The sequence below is a fragment of the Promicromonospora sukumoe 327MFSha3.1 genome (assembly GCF_000385135.1).
In the GTDB taxonomy this organism is placed as follows: Bacteria; Actinomycetota; Actinomycetes; order Actinomycetales; family Cellulomonadaceae; genus Promicromonospora; species Promicromonospora sukumoe_B.
In genome coordinates, this window is the sequence record NZ_ARQM01000010.1 from 1249824 (window position 1) to 1268527 (window position 18704).

The following is an 18704-nucleotide window of genomic DNA, read 5'->3' on the forward strand; positions in this document are numbered from 1 at the left end:
TCGTGACCACACCCACCGATGCCCCTACCGCCACCGGCGCCGAGCTGCGCCGCGGCCCGTTCCGAGTGGGCGACAAGGTCCAGCTGACCGACCCCAAGGGCCGCCTGCACACCATCACGCTGCAGCCGGGCGGCACCTTCCACACGCACAAGGGCTACTTCAAGCACGAGCAGATCATCGGGCAGCCGGAGGGCTCGGTCGTCGTGAACACGGCCGAGATCGAGTACCTCGCGCTGCGCCCGCTGCTGGCCGACTACGTGCTGTCGATGCCGCGCGGCGCCGCCGTCGTCTACCCCAAGGACGCCGGGCAGATCGTCGCCATGGCCGACATCTACCCGGGTGCCCGGGTGGTCGAGGCCGGCGTGGGCTCGGGCGCGCTGACCATGTCGCTGCTGCGCGCGGTCGGCGACGCCGGCCACGTGCACTCGATCGAGCGCCGCGAGGACTTCGCCGCGATCGCCCAGGGCAACGTGGAGACCTTCTTCGGCGGGCCGCACCCGGCGTGGAACCTGTCCGTGGGCGACCTCGCCGACGTGCTGCCCGAGGTGGCCGAGCCCGGCACCGTCGACCGCGTGGTCCTGGACATGCTCGCCCCGTGGGAGAACGTCGACGCCGTCGCGACCGCGCTCGCGCCCGGCGGCGTCCTTGTCTGCTATGTGGCCACCACGACCCAACTTTCGCGCACAGCAGAAGACCTCCGCGCGGACGGCCGGTTCGCCGAGCCCGCGGCCTTCGAGACCATGGTCCGCGGCTGGCACCTGGAGGGTCTCGCCGTCCGCCCCGAGCACCGGATGATCGGGCACACCGGCTTCCTCATCACCACCCGTCGCCTGGCCGACGGCGTGGTCCCGCCCGAGCGGAAACGGCGTCCTGCCAAGGGTGCGTACCCCGTGACGGCCGAGGCCGAGTGGTCGCCGGAGGAGCTCGGCGAGCGCGCGATATCGGACAAGAAGATCCGAAAGGTCCGACGTGACCTCGGTGTTGCACCCGACACGGAGAACCCCCCTCCCGCGTGAACGGGCTGTAACGATCGGGTACCCCGGACGTCTCAAACGGGTGTTCTTACTCCCGGAGTGTCAGTGACTGTGCTTAGAGTGCTGTTCTCGGAGGCGTTTGCGTCATATGGTCGCCTCCCGGGCCCTACGAGAGGGGATGTCATGACCGAGAACACGTCAGGATACAACCATCCCGAGCACGAGTCTTTGCCAAGCCGCGACTACGAGCGACAGATTGCCCTCCTCTCAGCAAAGAACGAACGCCTCGCGGAAGCCCTCCGCGCGGCGCGCGATCAGATAGTCGAGCTCAAGAAACAGCTCGACGACCTGGCCAAGCCACCGGGTACCTACGCCGTCTTCCTCGGAGCCCACTCCGACGGTTCGGTGGACATCTCGTCGGCCGGCCGCAAGATGCATGTCTCAGCGAGCCCCAGCCTGGACGTCACGCGGCTGCGCCCGGGCCAGGAGGTCAAGCTCAACGAGGCGATGACCGTCGTCGGCGCGGGCGAGTACGAGCGCACCGGTGAGCTGGTGACCGTCAAGGAGATGCTGGGCGGTGACCGCGTGCTCGTGGTGGGCCGTGCCGACGAGGAGCGCGTGGTGCGCCTCGCCGGCTCGGTGATGGACGCCCCGCTGCGCGTGGGGGACTCGCTCACGGTCGACACCCGCAGCGGCTTCGTGTTCGAGATCGTGCCCAAGTCCGAGGTCGAGGAGCTGGTCCTCGAGGAGGTCCCGGACATCGAGTACGAGGACATCGGTGGTCTCGGCCCGCAGATCGAGGCGATCCGGGACGCGGTCGAGCTGCCGTTCGCGCACCCCGACCTGTTCCGGGAGCACGGGCTGCGCCCGCCCAAGGGCGTCCTCCTGTACGGCCCGCCCGGCTGCGGCAAGACGCTCATCGCCAAGGCCGTGGCGCACTCGCTCGCCGGGATGGTGGCGCGGGCCAACGGGGGCAACCCCGAGGTGAAGAGCTTCTTCCTGAACGTCAAGGGTCCGGAGCTGCTCAACAAGTACGTCGGTGAGACCGAACGGCACATCCGCCTGATCTTCGCCCGTGCCCGGGAGAAGGCCAGCCAGGGGATGCCCGTCGTCGTCTTCTTCGACGAGATGGAGTCGCTGTTCCGCACCCGCGGCACCGGCCTCTCCTCGGACGTCGAGACCACGATCGTGCCGCAGCTCCTCGCCGAGATCGACGGCGTCGAGCGGCTCGACAACGTCATCGTCATCGGCGCCTCCAACCGCGAGGACATGATCGACCCGGCCATCCTGCGCCCGGGGCGGCTCGACGTGAAGATCAAGATCGAGCGGCCGGACGCCGAGGGCGCCAAGGAGGTCTTCGGCAAGTACCTCACCAAGGAGCTGCCGATCCACTCCGACGACCTGGCGGAGTACGGCAACAACGTCAGCGAGGCGCTGGACGGCATGATCACCTCGGTCGTGGAGCGCATGTACTCCGAGGACGAGGAGAACCAGTTCCTCGAGGTCACCTACGCCTCGGGGGACAAGGAGACCCTGTTCTTCAAGGACTTCAACTCGGGCGCCATGATCCAGAACGTGGTGGACCGGGCCAAGAAGAACGCGATCAAGGACTTCCTGGCCACGGGGCAGAAGGGCATCCGCGTGGAGCACCTGCTGACCGCCTGCGTCGACGAGTTCAAGGAGAACGAGGACCTCCCGAACACGACCAACCCCGACGACTGGGCGCGGATCAGCGGCAAGAAGGGCGAGCGCATCGTCTTCATCCGCACCATCGTGCAGAAGAAGGGCGAGGGCGCAACGCCCCGCACGATCGACACCGTCCAGAACACCGGTCAGTACCTCTGACGACACAACCCGGGCAGGTCCGCGTCCGTCGAACGGGCGCGGACCTGCCCGACCATCGGGACTACTCCGGCATAGGGTGGTGGACGTGAGCGTGCGTCGTGTGATGGGCATCGAGACCGAGTACGGAGTGCTGCAGCCTGGCCGTCCCCTGGCCAACCCCATGCTGCTGTCGAGCCAGGTGGTGACCACCTACCGGGCCATCTCCACCCGCGCCGAGGGGGCGGGTGGCAAGGCGCGCTGGGACTACGACGACGAGGACCCGCTGCAGGACGCGCGCGGGTTCCACCTCGACCGTGCCTCGGCGCAGCCCTCCATGCTGACCGACGACCCGACGCGGCCCGCGCCGTCCGGCCCCGTCACGGGGCAGGTGCCCGTCGTGGAGCCCGGCCTGCCGGGCCGGGGCCGCCGCCGGCCTGGCTCGACCCAGGAGGTCGAGCGGCCCGCCGCCGACGAGTACGACGACCCGAGCGCCGCCAACGTGATCCTCACGAACGGCGCCCGCCTCTACGTGGACCACGCCCACCCCGAGTACTCCTCGCCCGAGGTCATGACGCCCGAGGACATCGTGCGCTGGGACGTCGCGGGCGAGCGGGTCATGCTCGCCGCGCTGCGGGAGCTGTCGAGCTTCCCCGGCAGCGAGGTCGTGCTCTACAAGAACAATGTCGACGGCAAGGGCGCCAGCTACGGCACCCACGAGAACTACCTCGTGGACCGCGCGCTGTCGTTCACCACGCTCGCCGAGCTCATCACCCCGTTCCTGGTCACGCGGCAGGTCTTCACGGGCTCGGGCCGGGTCGGCCTGGGCGCCACGAGCGGCACGCCCGGCTTCCAGATCTCGCAGCGCGCGGACTACATCGAGGCCGAGATCGGCCTGGAGACCACGCTGCGGCGGCCGATCGTCAACACGCGCGACGAGCCCCACGCGGACAGGCAGCGCTGGCGGCGCCTGCATCTGATCCTCGGTGACGCCAACCTCATGGAGGTGCCCACCTACCTCAAGACGGGCACGACGTCGCTGGTCCTGTGGGTGCTCGAGCACCTGGACGAGCTGGCGGAGGCCGGCGTGGACGCCCGCGGCGAGCTGGGCGCCCTGCGCCTGGCCTCGCCCGTCAGCGACGTCCAGAAGGTCTCGCGCGACCTCGACCTGACCGCGGCGCTCGACCTCGCCGACGGCCGCACCATGACGGCGCTCGAGCTCCAGGGCGAGGTCGCCGACGTCGTGCGGCGCTCCCTGAAGGTGCTCGGCACCGACCCGGAGTCGGACGCCGTGCTGGACCGCTGGGCCTCCGTGGTCGAGCGGCTCGGCACGGACCCGGCCGACTGCGCGCGCGAGGTGGAGTGGGTCGCCAAGCTGCGCCTGCTGGACCGCCTGCGCTCGCGCGACAACCTCGAGTGGGACCACCCGCGCCTGCACGCGATGGACCTGCAGTGGTCCGACGTGCGCCCCGAGCGCGGCATCTACCACCGGCTGCTCGCCAAGGGCGCGGTGGACCGCATCGTCGACGAGGAGTCCGTCGCACGGGCGGTCCAGCACCCGCCGTCGGACACCCGGGCCTACTTCCGGGGCGAGGTGATGGCGCGCTACGGCAGCCAGATCTCCGCCGCGAGCTGGGACTCGGTGATCTTCGACGTCGACGGCGCCCAGGCGCTGCAGCGCGTGCCGATGCTCGACCCGACCCGCGGCACCCGGCGCCACATCGGCGCCCTGCTCGACGCGAGCCCCGACGCGGCGGCGCTGCTCGCCGGACTCTCCGGGCGAAGGTGACCTTCGATGTCGGTGTCTGCCTCTAGGGTCGAACCTAGGGTCAACACCAAGGCTCAGGGCCTAGGCTGCAAGACCAGCGTTACGTCAGAGAATCACCAGGAGGCGATCATGGCCGGTCAGGAAAGAATCAACCCGTCACACGAGGACCGCACTCCCGACGACGACGCCGACACCCCGGCTGCGGCCACTGCGGCACCGCAGAAGGACGACGACGAGGTCGACGCCCTGCTCGAGGAGATCGACGAGGTGCTGGAGACCAACGCCGAGTCGTTCGTGCGCGGATTCGTCCAGAAGGGTGGGCAGTGAACCTGAACGCAGACAACTTCGCAGGACGACTCCCGGACGCCTTCCTGCGTCCGGGATCGTCGTCCTTCGTGGACTTCCTGGCCGAGTACGCCCCCGACCGCCTGCCCGGGAACCGGAACGTGCCCGCGGGCACGACCGACCCGGCGACCCTCTCCCCGCACGCCACCACGATCGTGGCGGTGACCTTCGACGGCGGCGTCCTGCTGGCCGGTGACCGGCGGGCCACCGCCGGCCCGATGATCGCCAGCCGCAGCATCGAGAAGGTGTTCCCGGCCGACGAGTACTCGGCGGTCGGCATCGCCGGCTCCGCCGGCATCGGCCTGGAGCTGGTCCGGCTCTTCCAGCTCGAGCTGGAGCACTACGAGAAGATCGAGGGCTCGCTGCTGTCGCTGACGGGCAAGGCGAACCGCCTGGCCACGATGCTGCGCGGCAACCTGCCCATGGCCATGCAGGGCCTGGCCGTCGTACCGCTGTTCGCGGGCTACGACCTGGACAAGGGCACGGGCCGCATCTTCAGCTACGACGCCACCGGCGGGCGCTACGAGGAGCACGAGCACCACGGCGTGGGCTCGGGCTCCCTGTTCGCGCGGGGTGCGCTGAAGAAGCTGTGGCGGCGCGGGATGGACGCGGACGCCGCGGTCCAGGTCGCGGTCGAGGCGCTGTACGACGCCGCGGACGACGACTCGGCCACCGGCGGCCCGGACACCGTGCGGGGCATCTTCCCCGTGGTGGCCACCGTGACCGTGGACGGCTACGACCGGATCGAGGACGCGGAGATCTCCCGCGTGGCGGAGCAGATCGTGGCGCAGCGCCGCGAGAGGGGGTCGATCGCATGAACATGCCGTTCTACGTCTCGCCCGAGCAGCTGATGAAGGACCGGGCGGACTTCGCCCGGAAGGGCATCGCGCGCGGCCGGTCCGTGGTGGTGCTCGCCTACGAGGGCGGCATCGCCTTCGCCACCGAGAACCCCTCGCGGGCGCTGCACAAGATCTCGGAGATCTACGACCGCATCGCGTTCGCGGCCGTGGGCAAGTACAACGAGTTCGAGAACCTGCGGGTCGCCGGCGTGCGGTACGCCGACATGCGCGGGTACTCCTACGACCGGTCCGACGTGACGGCGCGTGGCCTGGCCAACGCCTACGCGCAGACGCTCGGCACGGTCTTCATCACCGAGTCCAAGCCGCTCGAGGTGGAGATCGTCGTGGCCGAGGTGGGCGCCACGGCCGCCGACGACCAGATCTACCGGCTCACCTACGACGGCACCGTGGCCGACGAGCACGGCTTCGTCGTCATGGGCGGCCAGGCCGAGCAGCTCGGCCGCCGCGTCAAGGAGGGCTGGCGTGCCGACCTGTCGCTGGGGGAGGCGCTGCGGCTCGCCGTGGCGGCGCTCGGCTCGGGTGACGGCTCCACGCCGCGCACCATCGAGGCGGCCCAGCTCGAGGTGGCGGTCCTGGAGCGCGACCGCCCGCGCCGGGCGTTCCGGCGGCTGAACCGGCAGGTCCTGGCCGACCTGCTGGCCGAGGGCGCCCCGGCGTCGTCGGACGAGGCTCCCGCGGACGACCTCCCGCCCGCGGACGACGTCGCCACCGGCTCGGCGACGCCGGGACTGAGCACGGCGGACACCGTGCCCCCGGAGACCCCCGCGGACGAGACCGCCGAGGAATCCCCGGCGAAGGAGAAGCCGGACGAGGGGCCGGGCGCGACCGGCACCACGCCCGGCGCCGAAGAATAAAGCCAGGTTCCGCGAACGGGAGGGGAATCCATGGACCGCAGGATCTTCGGTCTCGAGACCGAGTACGGCGTCACGTGCGCGGCCGACGACGGGCGTGGCCTGTCGGCCGACGAGGTCGCCCGCTACCTGTTCCGGAAGGTGGTGGCGTGGGGCCGTTCCTCGAACGTGTTCCTGAGGAACGGCTCCCGCCTCTACCTCGACGTCGGCTCGCACCCCGAGTACGCGACGGCGGAGTGCGACGACGTGCGGCAGCTCGTCTCGTACGACCGGGGCGGCGAACGCATCCTGGAGGGCCTCGTGGCCGACGCGCAGCAGCGTCTGGAGCACGAGGACCTGCCGGGACGCATCCACCTGTTCAAGAACAACACCGACTCGGCGGGCAACTCCTACGGCTGCCACGAGAACTACCTGGTGCGGCGGTCGGGCGACTTCTCGCGGCTGTCCGACGTGCTGGTGCCCTTCCTGATCACCCGCCAGATCCTGGTCGGGGCGGGCAAGGTGCTCTCGACGCCGCGCGGTGCGGTGTTCTGCCTCTCGCAGCGCGCCGACCACATCTGGGAGGCCGTCTCCAGCGCCACCACCCGGTCCCGGCCGATCATCAACACGCGCGACGAGCCGCACGCGGACGCGGAGCTGTACCGCAGGCTGCACGTCATCGTGGGCGACTCGTCGATGGCGGAGCCCACCACGATGCTCAAGGTCGGCACCACCGACCTGGTGCTCCGCCTGGTCGAGGCGGGCGTCCCGATGCGGGACCTCACCCTGGAGAACCCGATCCGGGCCATCCGGGAGATCAGCCACGACCGCACGGGCAAGCACGCCGTGACGCTGGCCAACGGCCGGACCATGACGGCGATCGAGATCCAGTCGGAGTACTACGAGCGCGCCCGCGAGCTCGTGGAGGCCAACCTCGAGGTCACCCCGGTGGTCAAGCAGGTGCTCGACCTGTGGGAGCGCGGGCTGCGCGCCCTGCAGGCGGAGAACCTGTCCCTCGTGGACCGGGAGCTGGACTGGGTCATCAAGCTCAAGCTGATCAAGCGCTACCAGGAGAAGCACGACCTGGGGCTCGACGATCCCCGGATCGCCCGGCTCGACCTGGCCTACCACGACATCTCCCGCACGGAGGGCCTGTACAACCTGCTCGCCGCCCGCGGGATGGTGGAACGGGTCACCACGGACCTGGAGGTCTTCGAGTCGACGGCGCTGCCGCCGCAGACCACCCGGGCCAAGCTGCGCGGAGACTTCGTGCGGGCGGCACAGGAGGCGCGGCGGGACTACACGGTCGACTGGGTGCACCTCAAGCTGAACGACCAGGCGCAGCGCACCGTGCTGTGCAAGGACCCGTTCAAGAGCGTGGACGACCGCGTGGAGCGCCTCATCGAGAGCATGTGAGCGCCGTGCGCAGACGGCCCGGGAGCAGATGACCCGAGCTGTGCGCGGCACGTGACGATGCCCCGGGAACCGGCTACGGCCTGTTCCCGGGGCACCGTCGTTCCCGGACCGCCGTTCCGGCTCCGTCGTCACGGCATGGGAGACTTACGCGCGTGAGTTCCTGGGTACGCGTCCTCGTCGGCGGTCTGGCGGCAGCCGCGGTGACCGTGACCACCGCGTGCACGCCGGCCTCGCTGCCGGTCGAGGTGGGCCCGGCCCCGACGTCCTCGGTGTCGCAGGCGCCGCTGCAGGTCACGGGCGGCAGCGACGCCCCGCCGACGCTCGAGTACGAGAAGCCGTTCGAGGTGGTGCAGCCCGGCTCGCGCATGGTCTGGCCCGGCACCGGCGACGTGCTGGAGCGGGACGACCCGGTGCTCCTGAACCTGTACGCGCAGGACGGCCGCGACGGCACCGAGCTGCAGAACACGTTCCGCACCGCGCCCGCGGCGTACACGATGACCGAGAACTCGCTCGGCAACCACCTGTTCGCGGCGCTCGAGGGCCGCCGCGTCGGCACCCGCCTGGCGCTCATGGAGGAGCAGGACGGCGTCCCTGTGCTGCTGGTCGTCGACGTGCTGCCCGCCCGGGCGTCCGGCACGGAGGGCGTGCCGCCGGGCAAGGAGCTGCCGCAGGTGCGCCTGGACGACCTGGGCGCCCCGACCGTGCGCATCCCGCGCGGCGTCGAACCGCCGACCGACCTCGTGGTGCACCCGCTGCTGCGCGGCTCCGGGCCGCAGGTGCGGGCCGGCCAGATCCTCACCGTGGAGTTCACCGCCGTCCGCTGGAGCGACGGCGAGGTGGTCGACACCACGTGGACCGAGGACACCCCGCCCCAGTCCGCCGAGATCGGCATCGGCCGGCTCGTGGACGGCTGGGACCAGGGGCTCCTGGAGCAGACCGTCGGGTCCCAGGTGATGCTCGTCGTCCCGCCGGGGAGCGGGTACGCCAACACCAGCAGCAGCCTCGCCGGCGAGACGGTGGTGTACGTCGTCGACATCCTCGACGCGCACCAGGCCCTCGCCGAGGACGAGGAAGCACCGAAGAAGAAGGAGGGCTGATGTCCGTCGCGATCCGAGTGATCCCGTGCCTGGACGTCGACGCGGGCCGAGTGGTCAAGGGCGTCAACTTCGCCGACCTGCGGGACGCCGGCGACCCCGTCGAGCTCGCCGGCCGGTACGACGCCGAGGGCGCCGACGAGCTCACGTTCCTGGACGTGTCGGCCTCGTCGGGCGACCGCGAGACCATGGTCGACGTCGTGCGCCGCACCGCCGAGCAGGTCTTCGTGCCGCTCACGGTGGGCGGCGGCGTCCGCTCCACGGACGACGTCGACCGGCTGCTGCGCGCGGGCGCCGACAAGGTGGGCGTGAACACGGCCGCCATCGCGCGCCCGGAGCTGATCGCCGAGATCGCGCAGCGCTTCGGCTCGCAGGTGCTGACCCTGAGCGTCGACGCGCGTCGCGTCACCGGCGACGTCACCACCCCCTCGGGCTACGAGGTCACCACGCACGGCGGCCGCCGCGGCACCGGGATCGACGCCGTGGAGTGGGCCGAGACGGCCGCCCGGCTCGGCGCCGGCGAGATCCTGCTGAACTCGATGGACGCCGACGGCACCACCGCCGGGTTCGACCTGGAGATGCTGCACGCCGTGCGCGAGCGCGTGCACGTGCCCCTGGTCGCCTCGGGCGGCGCAGGCACCCCCGAGCACTTCGTCGAGGCCGCCCGGGCCGGGGCGGACGCCGTCCTGGCCGCGTCGGTCTTCCACTTCGGCAAGCTCACGGTGGGCCAGGTCAAGGACGCGATGCGCGCCGCCGGCCTCGACGTCCGCTGAGCCGGCCCGCCTCCCCGGGACTTCCTTGACCTCGACCTGAGTTGAGGTCATAGCGTCGGTGACGCCGGGGGCTGACGCCCTCGGCGTAAATCCGTCGAATCGATTCCCTCGCCATGAGAAAATTGCGGGGTCCCCCCAGGAAGCGAGGTCTTGCCGTGCCCCCAGAAGCCCCGCGACCCACCCCGATGGCCCTTCAGGGCTCTCGTGTGCGCCGCTCGATCTCTGTCATGTGGCGCGGCATGCGCGCCCACCCCGGCATCTACGTGCTGGCCGTGGGCGCCTCCGGTCTCTTCGGCGCGCTCACCGTCGCCGTCAGCCGCGCCGTCGGCTGGGCCACCGACTCCGTCGTCGTCCCGGCCATCGGGGGCGACGAGGCCGCCCAGGACCGGGTCTGGATCGCCGGCCTCGTGCTCGGTGCCGTCGCCCTCTCGCTCGCCCTGTCCGTCGCCGGCCGCCGCATCTGGGCCGGGTTCGGCTTCGTCGGCATCCAGGCCGACCACCGCACCACCCTGACCCGGCAGTACCTGCGGCTGCCCGTCTCCTGGCACCGCTCGCACCCCGCCGGCCAGCTCCTGAACCACACCACGTCCGACACCGAGGCCGCCACCGGCGTCTTCAACCCGCTGCCGTTCGCGCTCGGCGTCGTGGTCATGATCGGTGTCTCCGTGGCGCTGCTGGTGGCGATCGACCCCTGGCTGGCGCTCGCGGCCCTCGCGATCATCCCGGTCACGATCGCCGTGAACGCCGTGTACCAGCGGCACATGTCGCCGGCCGTGACCCGGGCGCAGCGTCTGCGCGGCGACGTGGCGGACGTCGCCCACGAGAGCTTCGAGGCGGCGCTGCTGGTCAAGGCGCTCGGCACCGAGGACCGCGAGGAGAGCCGGTTCGGCGCTCGCACGCAGGAGCTGCGTGCCGCGAACGTCCGGGTCGGCATCGTCCGCTCGCTGTTCGACCCCGTGATCCAGACCCTGCCGTCGATCGGCACGCTCCTGGTGCTCGCCGTCGGCACCTGGCGCATCGCCGCCGGCGCCGTCGAACCGGGCGACCTCGTGACCGCCGCCTACCTGCTCACGATGATGACCGTGCCCGTGCAGGCGTTCGGCTGGGTGCTCGGCGAGCTGCCCCGCGCCCTGGTCGGCTACGAGCGCATCGCGCAGGTCGCCGACGCGACCGGCGCCCTCGAGCACGGCGACGCCCGCCTGCCGCGGGACGCCGGCCGCACCGGCATGTCCGTGCGCCTGACCGACGTCGGCGTCGACGTCCCCGCGATCAGCGGGGCCCGCGGCCGCTCGATCACGCTGCTCGACGGCGTGGACGTCGCGGTCGAGCCGGGTGCCACGGTCGCCGTCGTCGGCACCACCGGGGCCGGCAAGACCACCCTGGTGAGCCTCCTGGCCCGGCTCTCCGACCCCACGCGCGGGCAGGTGCTGCTCGACGGCGTCGACGCCCGCACCCTCGCCGACGGCGAGATCCCGGCCCAGGTCGCGCTCGTCACCCAGACCACGTTCATCTTCGAGGACACCGTGCGCGGCAATGTCACGCTCGCCGACCCGGGCACGCCCGGCACGCCGTCCGACGACGAGGTGTGGGACGCCCTGCGGCTCGCCCGCCTCGACGAGACCGTGCGCGAGATGGCCGGCGGCCTCGACGCGCCGCTGGGCGAGCGCGGCGCCAACCTCTCCGGCGGGCAGCGGCAGCGCCTCGCCATCGCCCGCGCCCTCGTGCGGGCCCCACGCCTGCTCGTGCTCGACGACGCGACCAGCGCCGTCGACCCCCGCGTGGAGCAGGAGATCCTCCGCGGCCTGGCCGCCGGGACCGGCGGCGAGACCCCGGCCGAGGGCGCGGCCCCGGCCGCCACCCCCGCCGCCGCCACGCCCGACGCACCCGGCACCACCGTGATCATGGTCGCCTACCGCATGTCGTCGGTGGCGCTCGCGGACCGCGTCGTCCACGTCGACGGCGGCCGCGTGGTCGACGTCGGCACGCACGACGAGCTCATGGCGCGCGACCCCGGCTACCGCGAGCTCGCCACGGCGTACGAGGCCGAGACCGAGCGCCGCGAGCAGGAACGGGCCGACGAGGCCGCCGCCGGAACGCTGGACGACGAGCTGGAAGAGGTGTCCCGATGACCGCGGTGACGGACGAGCCCGACGTGGCCGACGTGCCCGAGGACCTGCTCGACGCCGACGGCGCGCGCATCGAGTCGGCCAGCGGCCTGGGCGTCTTCGCGACGCTGCGCCGCGGCATCGAGATCAGCCCCGAGATCACCAGGGGACTCTGGGTCACGCTGCTGCTCGCGTCGCTCGCGGCCGCCGGGCGCGTCGTGGTGCCGCTCGCGGTGCAGCAGACGATCGACGTGGGCGTGCTCGCCGACGGCGGGCCCGACGTCGGCCAGGTGGCCCTCCTCGCGTCCCTCGCGGCGGGGGCGCTGGTCCTGGCCGCGCTGTGCGCCGCGCTCGTGAACGTGCGCCTGTTCCGCTCGGCCGAGGCGGGCCTGGCGACGCTCCGCGTCAAGGCGTTCCGGCACGTGCACGACCTCTCGACGCTCACGCAGAACACCGAGCGCCGCGGCGCCCTGGTCTCGCGCGTGACCAACGACGTCGACACGGTCTCCCTGTTCGTGCAGTGGGGCGGCATCATGCTGCTCGTCAGCGTGCTCCAGGTGCTCGTGGCGACGGGCCTCATGCTCGTCTACTCGCCGATCCTGACGGCCGTGGTCTGGATCGCGTTCATCCCGATGTTCCTCGTGATCCGGTTCGGCCAGAAGTACGTCAACCGCGCGTACACGCTGGTGCGCGAGCGCGTCGGGGCGATGCTCGGCGCGATCTCCGAGTCCGTCGTGGGCGCCGAGACCGTTCGCGCCTACGGCGTGGCCGAGCGCACGGGGCGGCGCATCGGCGCCTCCGTCGAGGCGACCCGCACCGCGCAGGCGCGGTCCCAGATCCTGGTCGCGGCGACGTTCTCCTCGGGCGTGCTGATCTCCAACCTGGTGCTGGCCGTCGTGGTCGTCGTGGGCACGTTCCTCGGCGTGGGCGGCGGGCTGAGCGCGGGCGAGCTCGTGGCCTTCCTGTTCCTGGTGCAGCTCTTCACGGGCCCGGTGCAGATGGCCACCGAGATCCTCAACGAGCTGCAGAACGCCGTGGCCGGCTGGCGGCGCGTCATCGCCGTCATCGAGACGCCGGTCCAGGTGGCCGAGAAGCCCGGCGCGGCGACCCAGGAGCGCGGGCCGGCGCACGTCACGCTGCGCGACGTGCGCTTCGCCTACCCGGGCGGCCCCGAGGTGCTGCACGGCGTGACGCTGGACCTGCCGCCGCGCACCAAGGTGGCCGTCGTCGGGCAGACCGGATCCGGCAAGACGACCATCGCCAAGCTCGTCACCCGGCTCATGGACCCGACGGCAGGCGCCGTCGAGCTGGACGGCACCGACCTGCGGGACCTGAGCTTCGCCTCGCTGCGCGAGCGCGTGGTGCTGGTGCCGCAGGAGGGCTTCCTGTTCGACGGCACGGTGCTGGACAACGCCGCCTACGGCCTGCGCGCCCCGCTCGAGACCGGCGACCACGAGGCGGACAGCGGGCACCGCGCCGCCGTCGAGCACGCCTTCACCGAGCTCGGGCTGGCCGACTGGGTCGCCGACCTGCCCGACGGGCTGGACACGGCCGTCGGGCAGCGCGGCGAGGCGCTGTCGGCGGGGGAGCGGCAGCTCGTCGCGATCGCCCGCGCCTACCTCGCGCAGCCGGACCTGCTGGTGCTCGACGAGGCGACGTCCGCCGTGGACCCCGCCACCGAGGTCCGGATCGCGCGCGCCCTGGACTCCCTGACCGCCGGCCGCTCCACGATCACCATCGCGCACCGCCTCTCCACCGCCGAGGCCTCCGACCTCGTGGTCGTGGTGGACCAGGGCCACGTCGCCGAGGTCGGCCCGCACGCCCAGCTGGCCGCCGCGGACGGCATCTACGCCCAGATGCACGCGAGCTGGGTCGCCCAGACCCGCTAGCCCGGCTCACGTTCCGGTACCGGATCCGGGCCGACGGCGGACATCACACCGCCGTCGGCCCGCGACGTGGCAGGATTCTCAGGTGCCCGAAGTTCTCGACCCCACGCTCTCCGCCCGACTCAAGCGGGACGACGCCGGCCTGGTCGCCGCCGTGATCCAGCAGCACGACACGGGCGAGGTGCTCATGGTCGGCTGGATGGACGACGAGGCCCTGCGCCGCACCCTCACCGAGGGCCGCGTGACGTTCTGGTCCCGCAGCCGCCAGGAGTACTGGCGCAAGGGCGACACGTCCGGGCACGCCCAGTACGTCAAGGCCGCGAGCCTCGACTGCGACGGTGACGCCGTGCTGGTCCAGGTGGACCAGATCGGCGCGGCGTGCCACACCGGCACGCGCACCTGCTTCGAGGCCGGCGGCGACCTGGGCGCGGCCGTAGGCGCACCCGACCAGCGACACGAGGAGACCCGGTGACCCAGCTCGACACCCACGAGGCCCGCACGGCGACCGCACCCGCCGACCTGCCGTGGGGTCGCACCTGGCCGAGCCTGCCGGAGTTCCGCGAGATGGCCGCCGACCGCCGGGTGATCCCCGTGGTCCGCCCCCTGCTGGCCGACGACGCCACGCCCGTCGGCCTCTACCGGACCCTCGCCCAGGGCCGGCCCGGCACGTTCATCCTCGAGTCGGCGGAGTCCGGCGTCTGGGCGCGCTGGTCGTTCGTCGGCGTCGCGTCCCGCGCCACCCTGACCAGCGACGGCGGCCAGGCCGTGTGGACCGGCGACGTGCCCGTCGGCATCCCGACCACCGGCGACGTCGTCGACGTGGTCGAGGCGGCGCTCGCGGCGTTGCGCACGCCCGGCGTGGCCAACCTGCCGCCGCTGACCGGTGGCCTGGCGGGCGTGCTCGGCTGGGACATCGTGCGGCACTGGGAGCCCACGCTCCCCGCCACCGCCCCGGACGAGACGGGCGCCCCCGAGCTCGCGCTGTGCCTGGCCACCGACCTCGCGGTCGTGGACCACCGGGAGGGCACGGTCTGGCTGGTCGCCAACGCGATCAACGCCGACGCCACCGACGAGCGCGTCGACGAGGCCTACGCCGACGCCGTCGCCCGGCTGGACGCCATGGAGGCCCGGCTCGCGGCCGGCGGCCCCCGGGTCACGTCCGTCGTCGTCGACGACGCGCCCGAGCCGCAGCTCGAGTTCCGGTCCACGCGCGAGGAGTTCGAGGACGCCGTGCTCGCGGGCAAGGAGGCGATCCGCGACGGCGAGGTGTTCCAGGTGGTGCTCTCCCAGCGCCTGGACCTGGCCTGCGCGGCCGACCCGCTGGACGTCTACCGGGCGCTGCGCACCATCAACCCCAGCCCGTACATGTACTACTTCCACCTGGCCAAGCCCGACGGCGGCGAGTTCGCCGTCGTGGGCTCCAGCCCGGAGACCCTCGTGAAGGTGGACGACGGCCACGTCACCACCTATCCGATCGCCGGCTCCCGGCCGCGTGGCGCCCACCCCGAGGAGGACGCCGAGCTGGGCGAGGAGCTCCTGGCCGACCCCAAGGAGCGGGCCGAGCACATCATGCTCGTGGACCTGTCCCGGAACGACATGGTCAAGGTGTGCGAGCCGACCAGCGTCGAGGTGGTCGAGTTCATGAAGGTGCGCCGGTTCAGCCACATCATGCACATGTGCTCCACCGTGGTGGGCCGGCTCCGGGCGGGCTTCGGCGCGCTGGACGCGCTCAAGGCCACCTTCCCGGCGGGCACGCTCTCGGGGGCGCCCAAGCCCCGGGCCATCGCCCTGATCGACGAGCTGGAGCCCGCCTCCCGCGGCATCTACGGCGGCGTCTGCGGCTACTTCGACTTCGGCGGCAACATGGACATGGCCATCGCGATCCGCACCGCGTACATCGCGGACGGCCGCGCCAGCGTGCAGGCCGGCGGCGGCATCGTGGCCGACTCGGTGCCCGCCCTGGAGTACGCGGAGTCGCGCAACAAGGCGGCCGCCGCCGTGCGGGCCGTCCAGCTCGCCTCCCGGCTCGCGCCGCTGGGCGCGGCGACGACCCGGACCGGAGGCGGCAAGTGACCCGCACCCGCACCGTCCTCGCGCTGCTCGTGCTGGGCGCGCTCACCTTCGGCACGGGCTCACCCACCTGGATCACGACGACGGTGGCCACGGCGCTGGAGCCCGAGGTGGCTGTCGCCGCGTCCGGCACCTCGGCCGCGCCCGGCGTCGGCGCGGGCGCCCTCGTGCTGCTCGCGGCGGGCATCGCGTGCGCGCTGACCGGGCGCGTGGCCCGGTACATCGCCCTCGTGGTCGCCGCCGCGGCCGGCGTGCTCGTCGTGGCCAGCACGCTCGTCGTCGTCGGCGACCCGGTCCCCGCCGCGACCAACGCGGCGTCCGCCACGAGCGGCGTCACCGAGCTGACCTCGCCCGTCGTGCTGACCGCCTGGCCGTGGGCCGCGGTCGCCACGGGCGTGCTCGCCGTCGTCGTCGCGGTCTGGGCCGGCATCGCCGCCCGGGGCTGGACGGCGACGTCGGCCCGCCACGAGCGGGCGGGGCAGGGCGCGGCGGCCGGTGCGTCCGGGGCCGCGGCCGCCGGGACCGCGGGCGAGCCGGACGCCGAGGCGCCGGCAGTGGGCACCGCCCCCGCGGGCGAACCGGACAGCGCCGGCAACACCGGTGACGACACCGACGACGACGAGATCGACCCCCACGACGCCTGGGACGCGCTGTCCCGGGGCGACGACCCGACGGGCCGCTGACCCGGCCGGAAACGGTTAGGCTGGGCGCGTACCGCACGACACGAAAGGCATCAAACCTGCGATGACCGAGAACAAGCCTGAGATCGCCTACCTCCCGCCGGGCGTCCCGCCGACCAACCACGGCCACACGGTCGCGGCGTGGGTCACGATGGTCGGGATCACGCTGGGCGTGCTGATCTCCTCGTGGGGTGTCGTGGTGGCCCAGTCCTGGTCGTCGTGGCTGGTCCTGTTCGTGCTCGGCTTCGTCGTGGTCGGCGCCTCGCTGATCATCGGCCTGGTCCTGCGCAACCTGGGCCTGGGCCAGAAGACGGTCCAGCGGTAACCGGTGCCATGACCGCCCTGGAGATGGCCGCACCGTCCGCCGCCTACCCCCGTAACAACCTCGGGGTCTGGTCGCTCGTGCTGGGCATCGCGTCGATCGTGCTCTTCCTGGGTGTCCTCACGGGCATCCCCGCGATCATCGTCGGCAACCAGGGCCGCCGCGCCGTCCGCGCCGGCGAGGCCAACAACGAGGGGACGGCGCTGGCCGGCGTCGCGCTGGGCTGGCTGTCCCTCGCGATCCTCGTGTTCGTCATCGGCCTCGTCATCGTCCGCTTCCTGGCGGGTGGGCCACATTCCTGAGACCGCCGTCCGGCCGGCCACGGCACCCGCCCTGCGGGCGCCGCTGCTGGCCGGGGCGGCCGTCGGGGCGGCCACCCTCCTGGTGGCGCTCCGCGACCCGCACGTGGCGGGCTCCTACGGGTTCTGCCCGCTGCTGGAGCTGACCGGCCTGGCCTGCCCGCTGTGCGGCGGGCTGCGCGCCACGCACGACCTGGCGCACCTCGACCTGGCGGGCGCCTGGTCGGCCAACGCGCTGTGGACCGTCACGGCCCCCGTGGTGGTCGTCGTGTGGCTCGCCTGGCTGGTCGCCGCGGCCCGCGGACGCCCGTTCCGCGGCCTGTCGAGCACCGCCGGCTGGGTGACGCTCGGCGTCGCGCTCGCGTTCTTCGTGGCGCGGAACCTGCCGTGGCTGCAGCCCTGGCTGACCCCCTGGATCTGATCCCCGCGCTGATCAGGCGCTCCGCCGGGGAGGGCGCGCCACACCCGGCCCGGGATCTGACGGGCCGTCGTCTCACGGGCCGGGAGTGGTCAGGACCACACCCTGGATCCGCCTACCATGGCCATGGGGCACAGGTCCCAGCAGGCGCACGCAGCGTCGTCAGCCGCACGAACGAGGCCGCCTGCCGAGGGCAGAGCAAGGGCACGGGGAGGCTCATTACATGTCGGTCCTGGAGGACATCGTCGCGGGGGTTCGTGAGGACCTCGCGGAGCGTGAGGCACGCGTGCCTCTCGACGCGCTCAAGGAGCGCGCCAACGCCGTGCCCGGTGCCCTCGAGTGCCTCGGCCGCCTCAAGCAGGCGGACGCCGTCTCGGTGATCGCCGAGGTGAAGCGCTCGAGCCCGAGCAAGGGATCCCTGGCCCCGATCGCCGACCCGGCGGCGCTGGCCGTCGAGTACGAGTCCGGCGGGGCCTCGGCGATCTCGGTGCTCACCGAGCAGCGCCGGTTCCACGGCTCGCTGGCCGACCTGGACGCCGTCCGCGGCCGGGTGGACGTGCCGGTGCTGCGCAAGGACTTCGTCGTGACGCCGTACCAGGTCTGGGAGGCCCGCGCGCACGGGGCCGACCTGGTCCTGATCATCGTGGCCGCCCTCGAGCAGACCGTGCTCGAGTCGCTGGTGGAGCGCGTGCACTCGCTCGGCATGACGGCGCTCGTGGAGACGCACAACCTCGAGGAGGTGCGCCGGGCGGTCGACGCCGGGGCGCGCGTCGTGGGCGTCAACCACCGCAACCTCAAGACCCTCGAGCTGGACCGCGGCCTGTTCCGCAGCCTCGCCGAGTACATCCCGGACGACGTGATCAAGATCGCCGAGTCCGGCATCCGTGGCCCGCACGACGTGATGGAGATGGCCCGGGCCGGCGCCGACGGCGTCCTGGTCGGCGAGGCCCTCGTGACCGACGGCGCGCCGCGCGCCTCGGTGGCGGACCTCGTCGCCGCGGGCTCCCACCCGTCGCTGCGGTCCGTGCGGCCGGCCTGAAGGG

Annotated in this window: 18 protein-coding genes; all 18 read left to right on the forward strand. The window is 72.6% G+C overall.

Annotated features, from left to right (window positions below; genetic code table 11):
* Positions 1–2: 2 nt before the first annotated feature.
* The 18 genes from H291_RS0109345 (at position 3) to trpC (ending at position 18700) form a co-directional block, all read left to right on the forward strand.
* Positions 3–1016: a tRNA (adenine-N1)-methyltransferase gene (locus H291_RS0109345; RefSeq protein WP_026365570.1), complete on the forward strand. Its 1014-nt coding sequence runs from the start codon at positions 3–5 to the stop codon at positions 1014–1016.
* Between the two features lie 141 nt (positions 1017–1157).
* Entirely contained in the window at positions 1158–2819 is a 1662-nt protein-coding gene (gene arc, locus H291_RS0109350; RefSeq protein ID WP_051109401.1) for a proteasome ATPase, read from the forward strand.
* Positions 2820–2922: 103 nt separating this feature from the next.
* A complete protein-coding gene (gene dop / locus H291_RS0109355) occupies positions 2923–4584 on the forward strand; it encodes a depupylase/deamidase Dop (protein ID WP_020014727.1) in 1662 nt (553 codons plus the stop codon).
* Between the two features lie 108 nt (positions 4585–4692).
* On the forward strand, positions 4693–4890 hold the full coding sequence (locus H291_RS0109360; protein ID WP_020014728.1) for a ubiquitin-like protein Pup: 198 nt from the start codon (positions 4693–4695) through the stop codon (positions 4888–4890).
* Entirely contained in the window at positions 4887–5726 is an 840-nt protein-coding gene (gene prcB / locus H291_RS0109365; protein ID WP_020014729.1) for a proteasome subunit beta, read from the forward strand. The genes H291_RS0109360 and prcB overlap by 4 nt, the downstream gene beginning before the upstream one ends.
* Positions 5723–6622 (forward strand): proteasome subunit alpha, encoded by a 900-nt coding sequence (gene prcA, locus H291_RS29340; protein WP_020014730.1) that lies wholly within the window; start codon positions 5723–5725, stop codon positions 6620–6622. The genes prcB and prcA overlap by 4 nt, the downstream gene beginning before the upstream one ends.
* Before the next feature lie 30 nt (positions 6623–6652).
* The gene (gene pafA, locus H291_RS0109375; protein ID WP_020014731.1) at positions 6653–8014 is read left to right on the forward strand and encodes a Pup--protein ligase; all 1362 of its coding nucleotides are present in this window, start codon (positions 6653–6655) and stop codon (positions 8012–8014) included.
* 152 nt (positions 8015–8166) lie between these two features.
* A complete protein-coding gene (locus H291_RS0109380; protein ID WP_232216013.1) occupies positions 8167–9111 on the forward strand; it encodes an FKBP-type peptidyl-prolyl cis-trans isomerase in 945 nt (314 codons plus the stop codon).
* A complete protein-coding gene (gene hisF / locus H291_RS0109385) occupies positions 9111–9881 on the forward strand; it encodes an imidazole glycerol phosphate synthase subunit HisF (protein WP_020014733.1) in 771 nt (256 codons plus the stop codon). The genes H291_RS0109380 and hisF overlap by 1 nt, the downstream gene beginning before the upstream one ends.
* 227 nt (positions 9882–10108) lie before the next feature.
* Positions 10109–12010, forward strand: coding sequence for an ABC transporter ATP-binding protein (locus tag H291_RS29345; RefSeq protein ID WP_020014734.1), 1902 nt, complete (start codon positions 10109–10111; stop codon positions 12008–12010).
* On the forward strand, positions 12007–13875 hold the full coding sequence (locus H291_RS0109395; protein WP_020014735.1) for an ABC transporter ATP-binding protein: 1869 nt from the start codon (positions 12007–12009) through the stop codon (positions 13873–13875). The genes H291_RS29345 and H291_RS0109395 overlap by 4 nt, the downstream gene beginning before the upstream one ends.
* Positions 13876–13957: 82 nt before the next feature.
* The gene (gene hisI, locus H291_RS0109400) at positions 13958–14344 is read left to right on the forward strand and encodes a phosphoribosyl-AMP cyclohydrolase (RefSeq protein WP_020014736.1); all 387 of its coding nucleotides are present in this window, start codon (positions 13958–13960) and stop codon (positions 14342–14344) included.
* Positions 14341–15945 carry an anthranilate synthase component I gene (locus tag H291_RS29350; RefSeq protein ID WP_020014737.1) on the forward strand — a complete coding sequence of 535 codons (1605 nt, stop codon included), beginning with the start codon at positions 14341–14343 and terminating at the stop codon, positions 15943–15945. Before hisI ends, H291_RS29350 begins: the two co-directional genes overlap by 4 nt.
* Positions 15942–16625, forward strand: coding sequence for a Trp biosynthesis-associated membrane protein (locus tag H291_RS29355; RefSeq protein WP_020014738.1), 684 nt, complete (start codon positions 15942–15944; stop codon positions 16623–16625). Before H291_RS29350 ends, H291_RS29355 begins: the two co-directional genes overlap by 4 nt.
* A gap of 61 nt (positions 16626–16686) precedes the next feature.
* A complete protein-coding gene (locus H291_RS0109415; RefSeq protein ID WP_020014739.1) occupies positions 16687–16947 on the forward strand; it encodes an HGxxPAAW family protein in 261 nt (86 codons plus the stop codon).
* A gap of 8 nt (positions 16948–16955) precedes the next feature.
* Positions 16956–17246, forward strand: a complete 291-nt coding sequence (locus H291_RS0109420; RefSeq protein ID WP_020014740.1) for a DUF4190 domain-containing protein — start codon at positions 16956–16958, stop codon at positions 17244–17246.
* Complete coding sequence (locus tag H291_RS0109425; RefSeq protein ID WP_020014741.1) at positions 17230–17664, forward strand: DUF2752 domain-containing protein; 435 nt, start codon at positions 17230–17232, stop codon at positions 17662–17664. Before H291_RS0109420 ends, H291_RS0109425 begins: the two co-directional genes overlap by 17 nt.
* A 220-nt stretch (positions 17665–17884) precedes the next feature.
* Positions 17885–18700: an indole-3-glycerol phosphate synthase TrpC gene (gene trpC / locus H291_RS0109430; protein WP_020014742.1), complete on the forward strand. Its 816-nt coding sequence runs from the start codon at positions 17885–17887 to the stop codon at positions 18698–18700.
* Positions 18701–18704 lie beyond the last annotated feature (4 nt).

Excerpts from the sequence above, each read along its gene's own strand:
- pafA (WP_020014731.1), top strand. The coding sequence starts at position 6,653 with ATGGACCGCAGGATCTTCGGTCTCGAGACCGAGTACGGCGTCACGTGC.
- H291_RS0109420 (WP_020014740.1), top strand. The coding sequence starts at position 16,956 with ATGACCGCCCTGGAGATGGCCGCACCGTCCGCCGCCTACCCCCGTAAC.
- H291_RS29345 (WP_020014734.1), top strand. The coding sequence starts at position 10,109 with ATGTGGCGCGGCATGCGCGCCCACCCCGGCATCTACGTGCTGGCCGTG.
- prcA (WP_020014730.1), top strand. The coding sequence starts at position 5,723 with ATGAACATGCCGTTCTACGTCTCGCCCGAGCAGCTGATGAAGGACCGG.
- dop (WP_020014727.1), top strand. The coding sequence starts at position 2,923 with ATGGGCATCGAGACCGAGTACGGAGTGCTGCAGCCTGGCCGTCCCCTG.
- hisF (WP_020014733.1), top strand. The coding sequence starts at position 9,111 with ATGTCCGTCGCGATCCGAGTGATCCCGTGCCTGGACGTCGACGCGGGC.
- H291_RS0109360 (WP_020014728.1), top strand. The coding sequence starts at position 4,693 with ATGGCCGGTCAGGAAAGAATCAACCCGTCACACGAGGACCGCACTCCC.
- H291_RS0109415 (WP_020014739.1), top strand. The coding sequence starts at position 16,687 with ATGACCGAGAACAAGCCTGAGATCGCCTACCTCCCGCCGGGCGTCCCG.
- trpC (WP_020014742.1), top strand. The coding sequence starts at position 17,885 with ATGTCGGTCCTGGAGGACATCGTCGCGGGGGTTCGTGAGGACCTCGCG.
- arc (WP_051109401.1), top strand. The coding sequence starts at position 1,158 with ATGACCGAGAACACGTCAGGATACAACCATCCCGAGCACGAGTCTTTG.
- H291_RS0109395 (WP_020014735.1), top strand. The coding sequence starts at position 12,007 with ATGACCGCGGTGACGGACGAGCCCGACGTGGCCGACGTGCCCGAGGAC.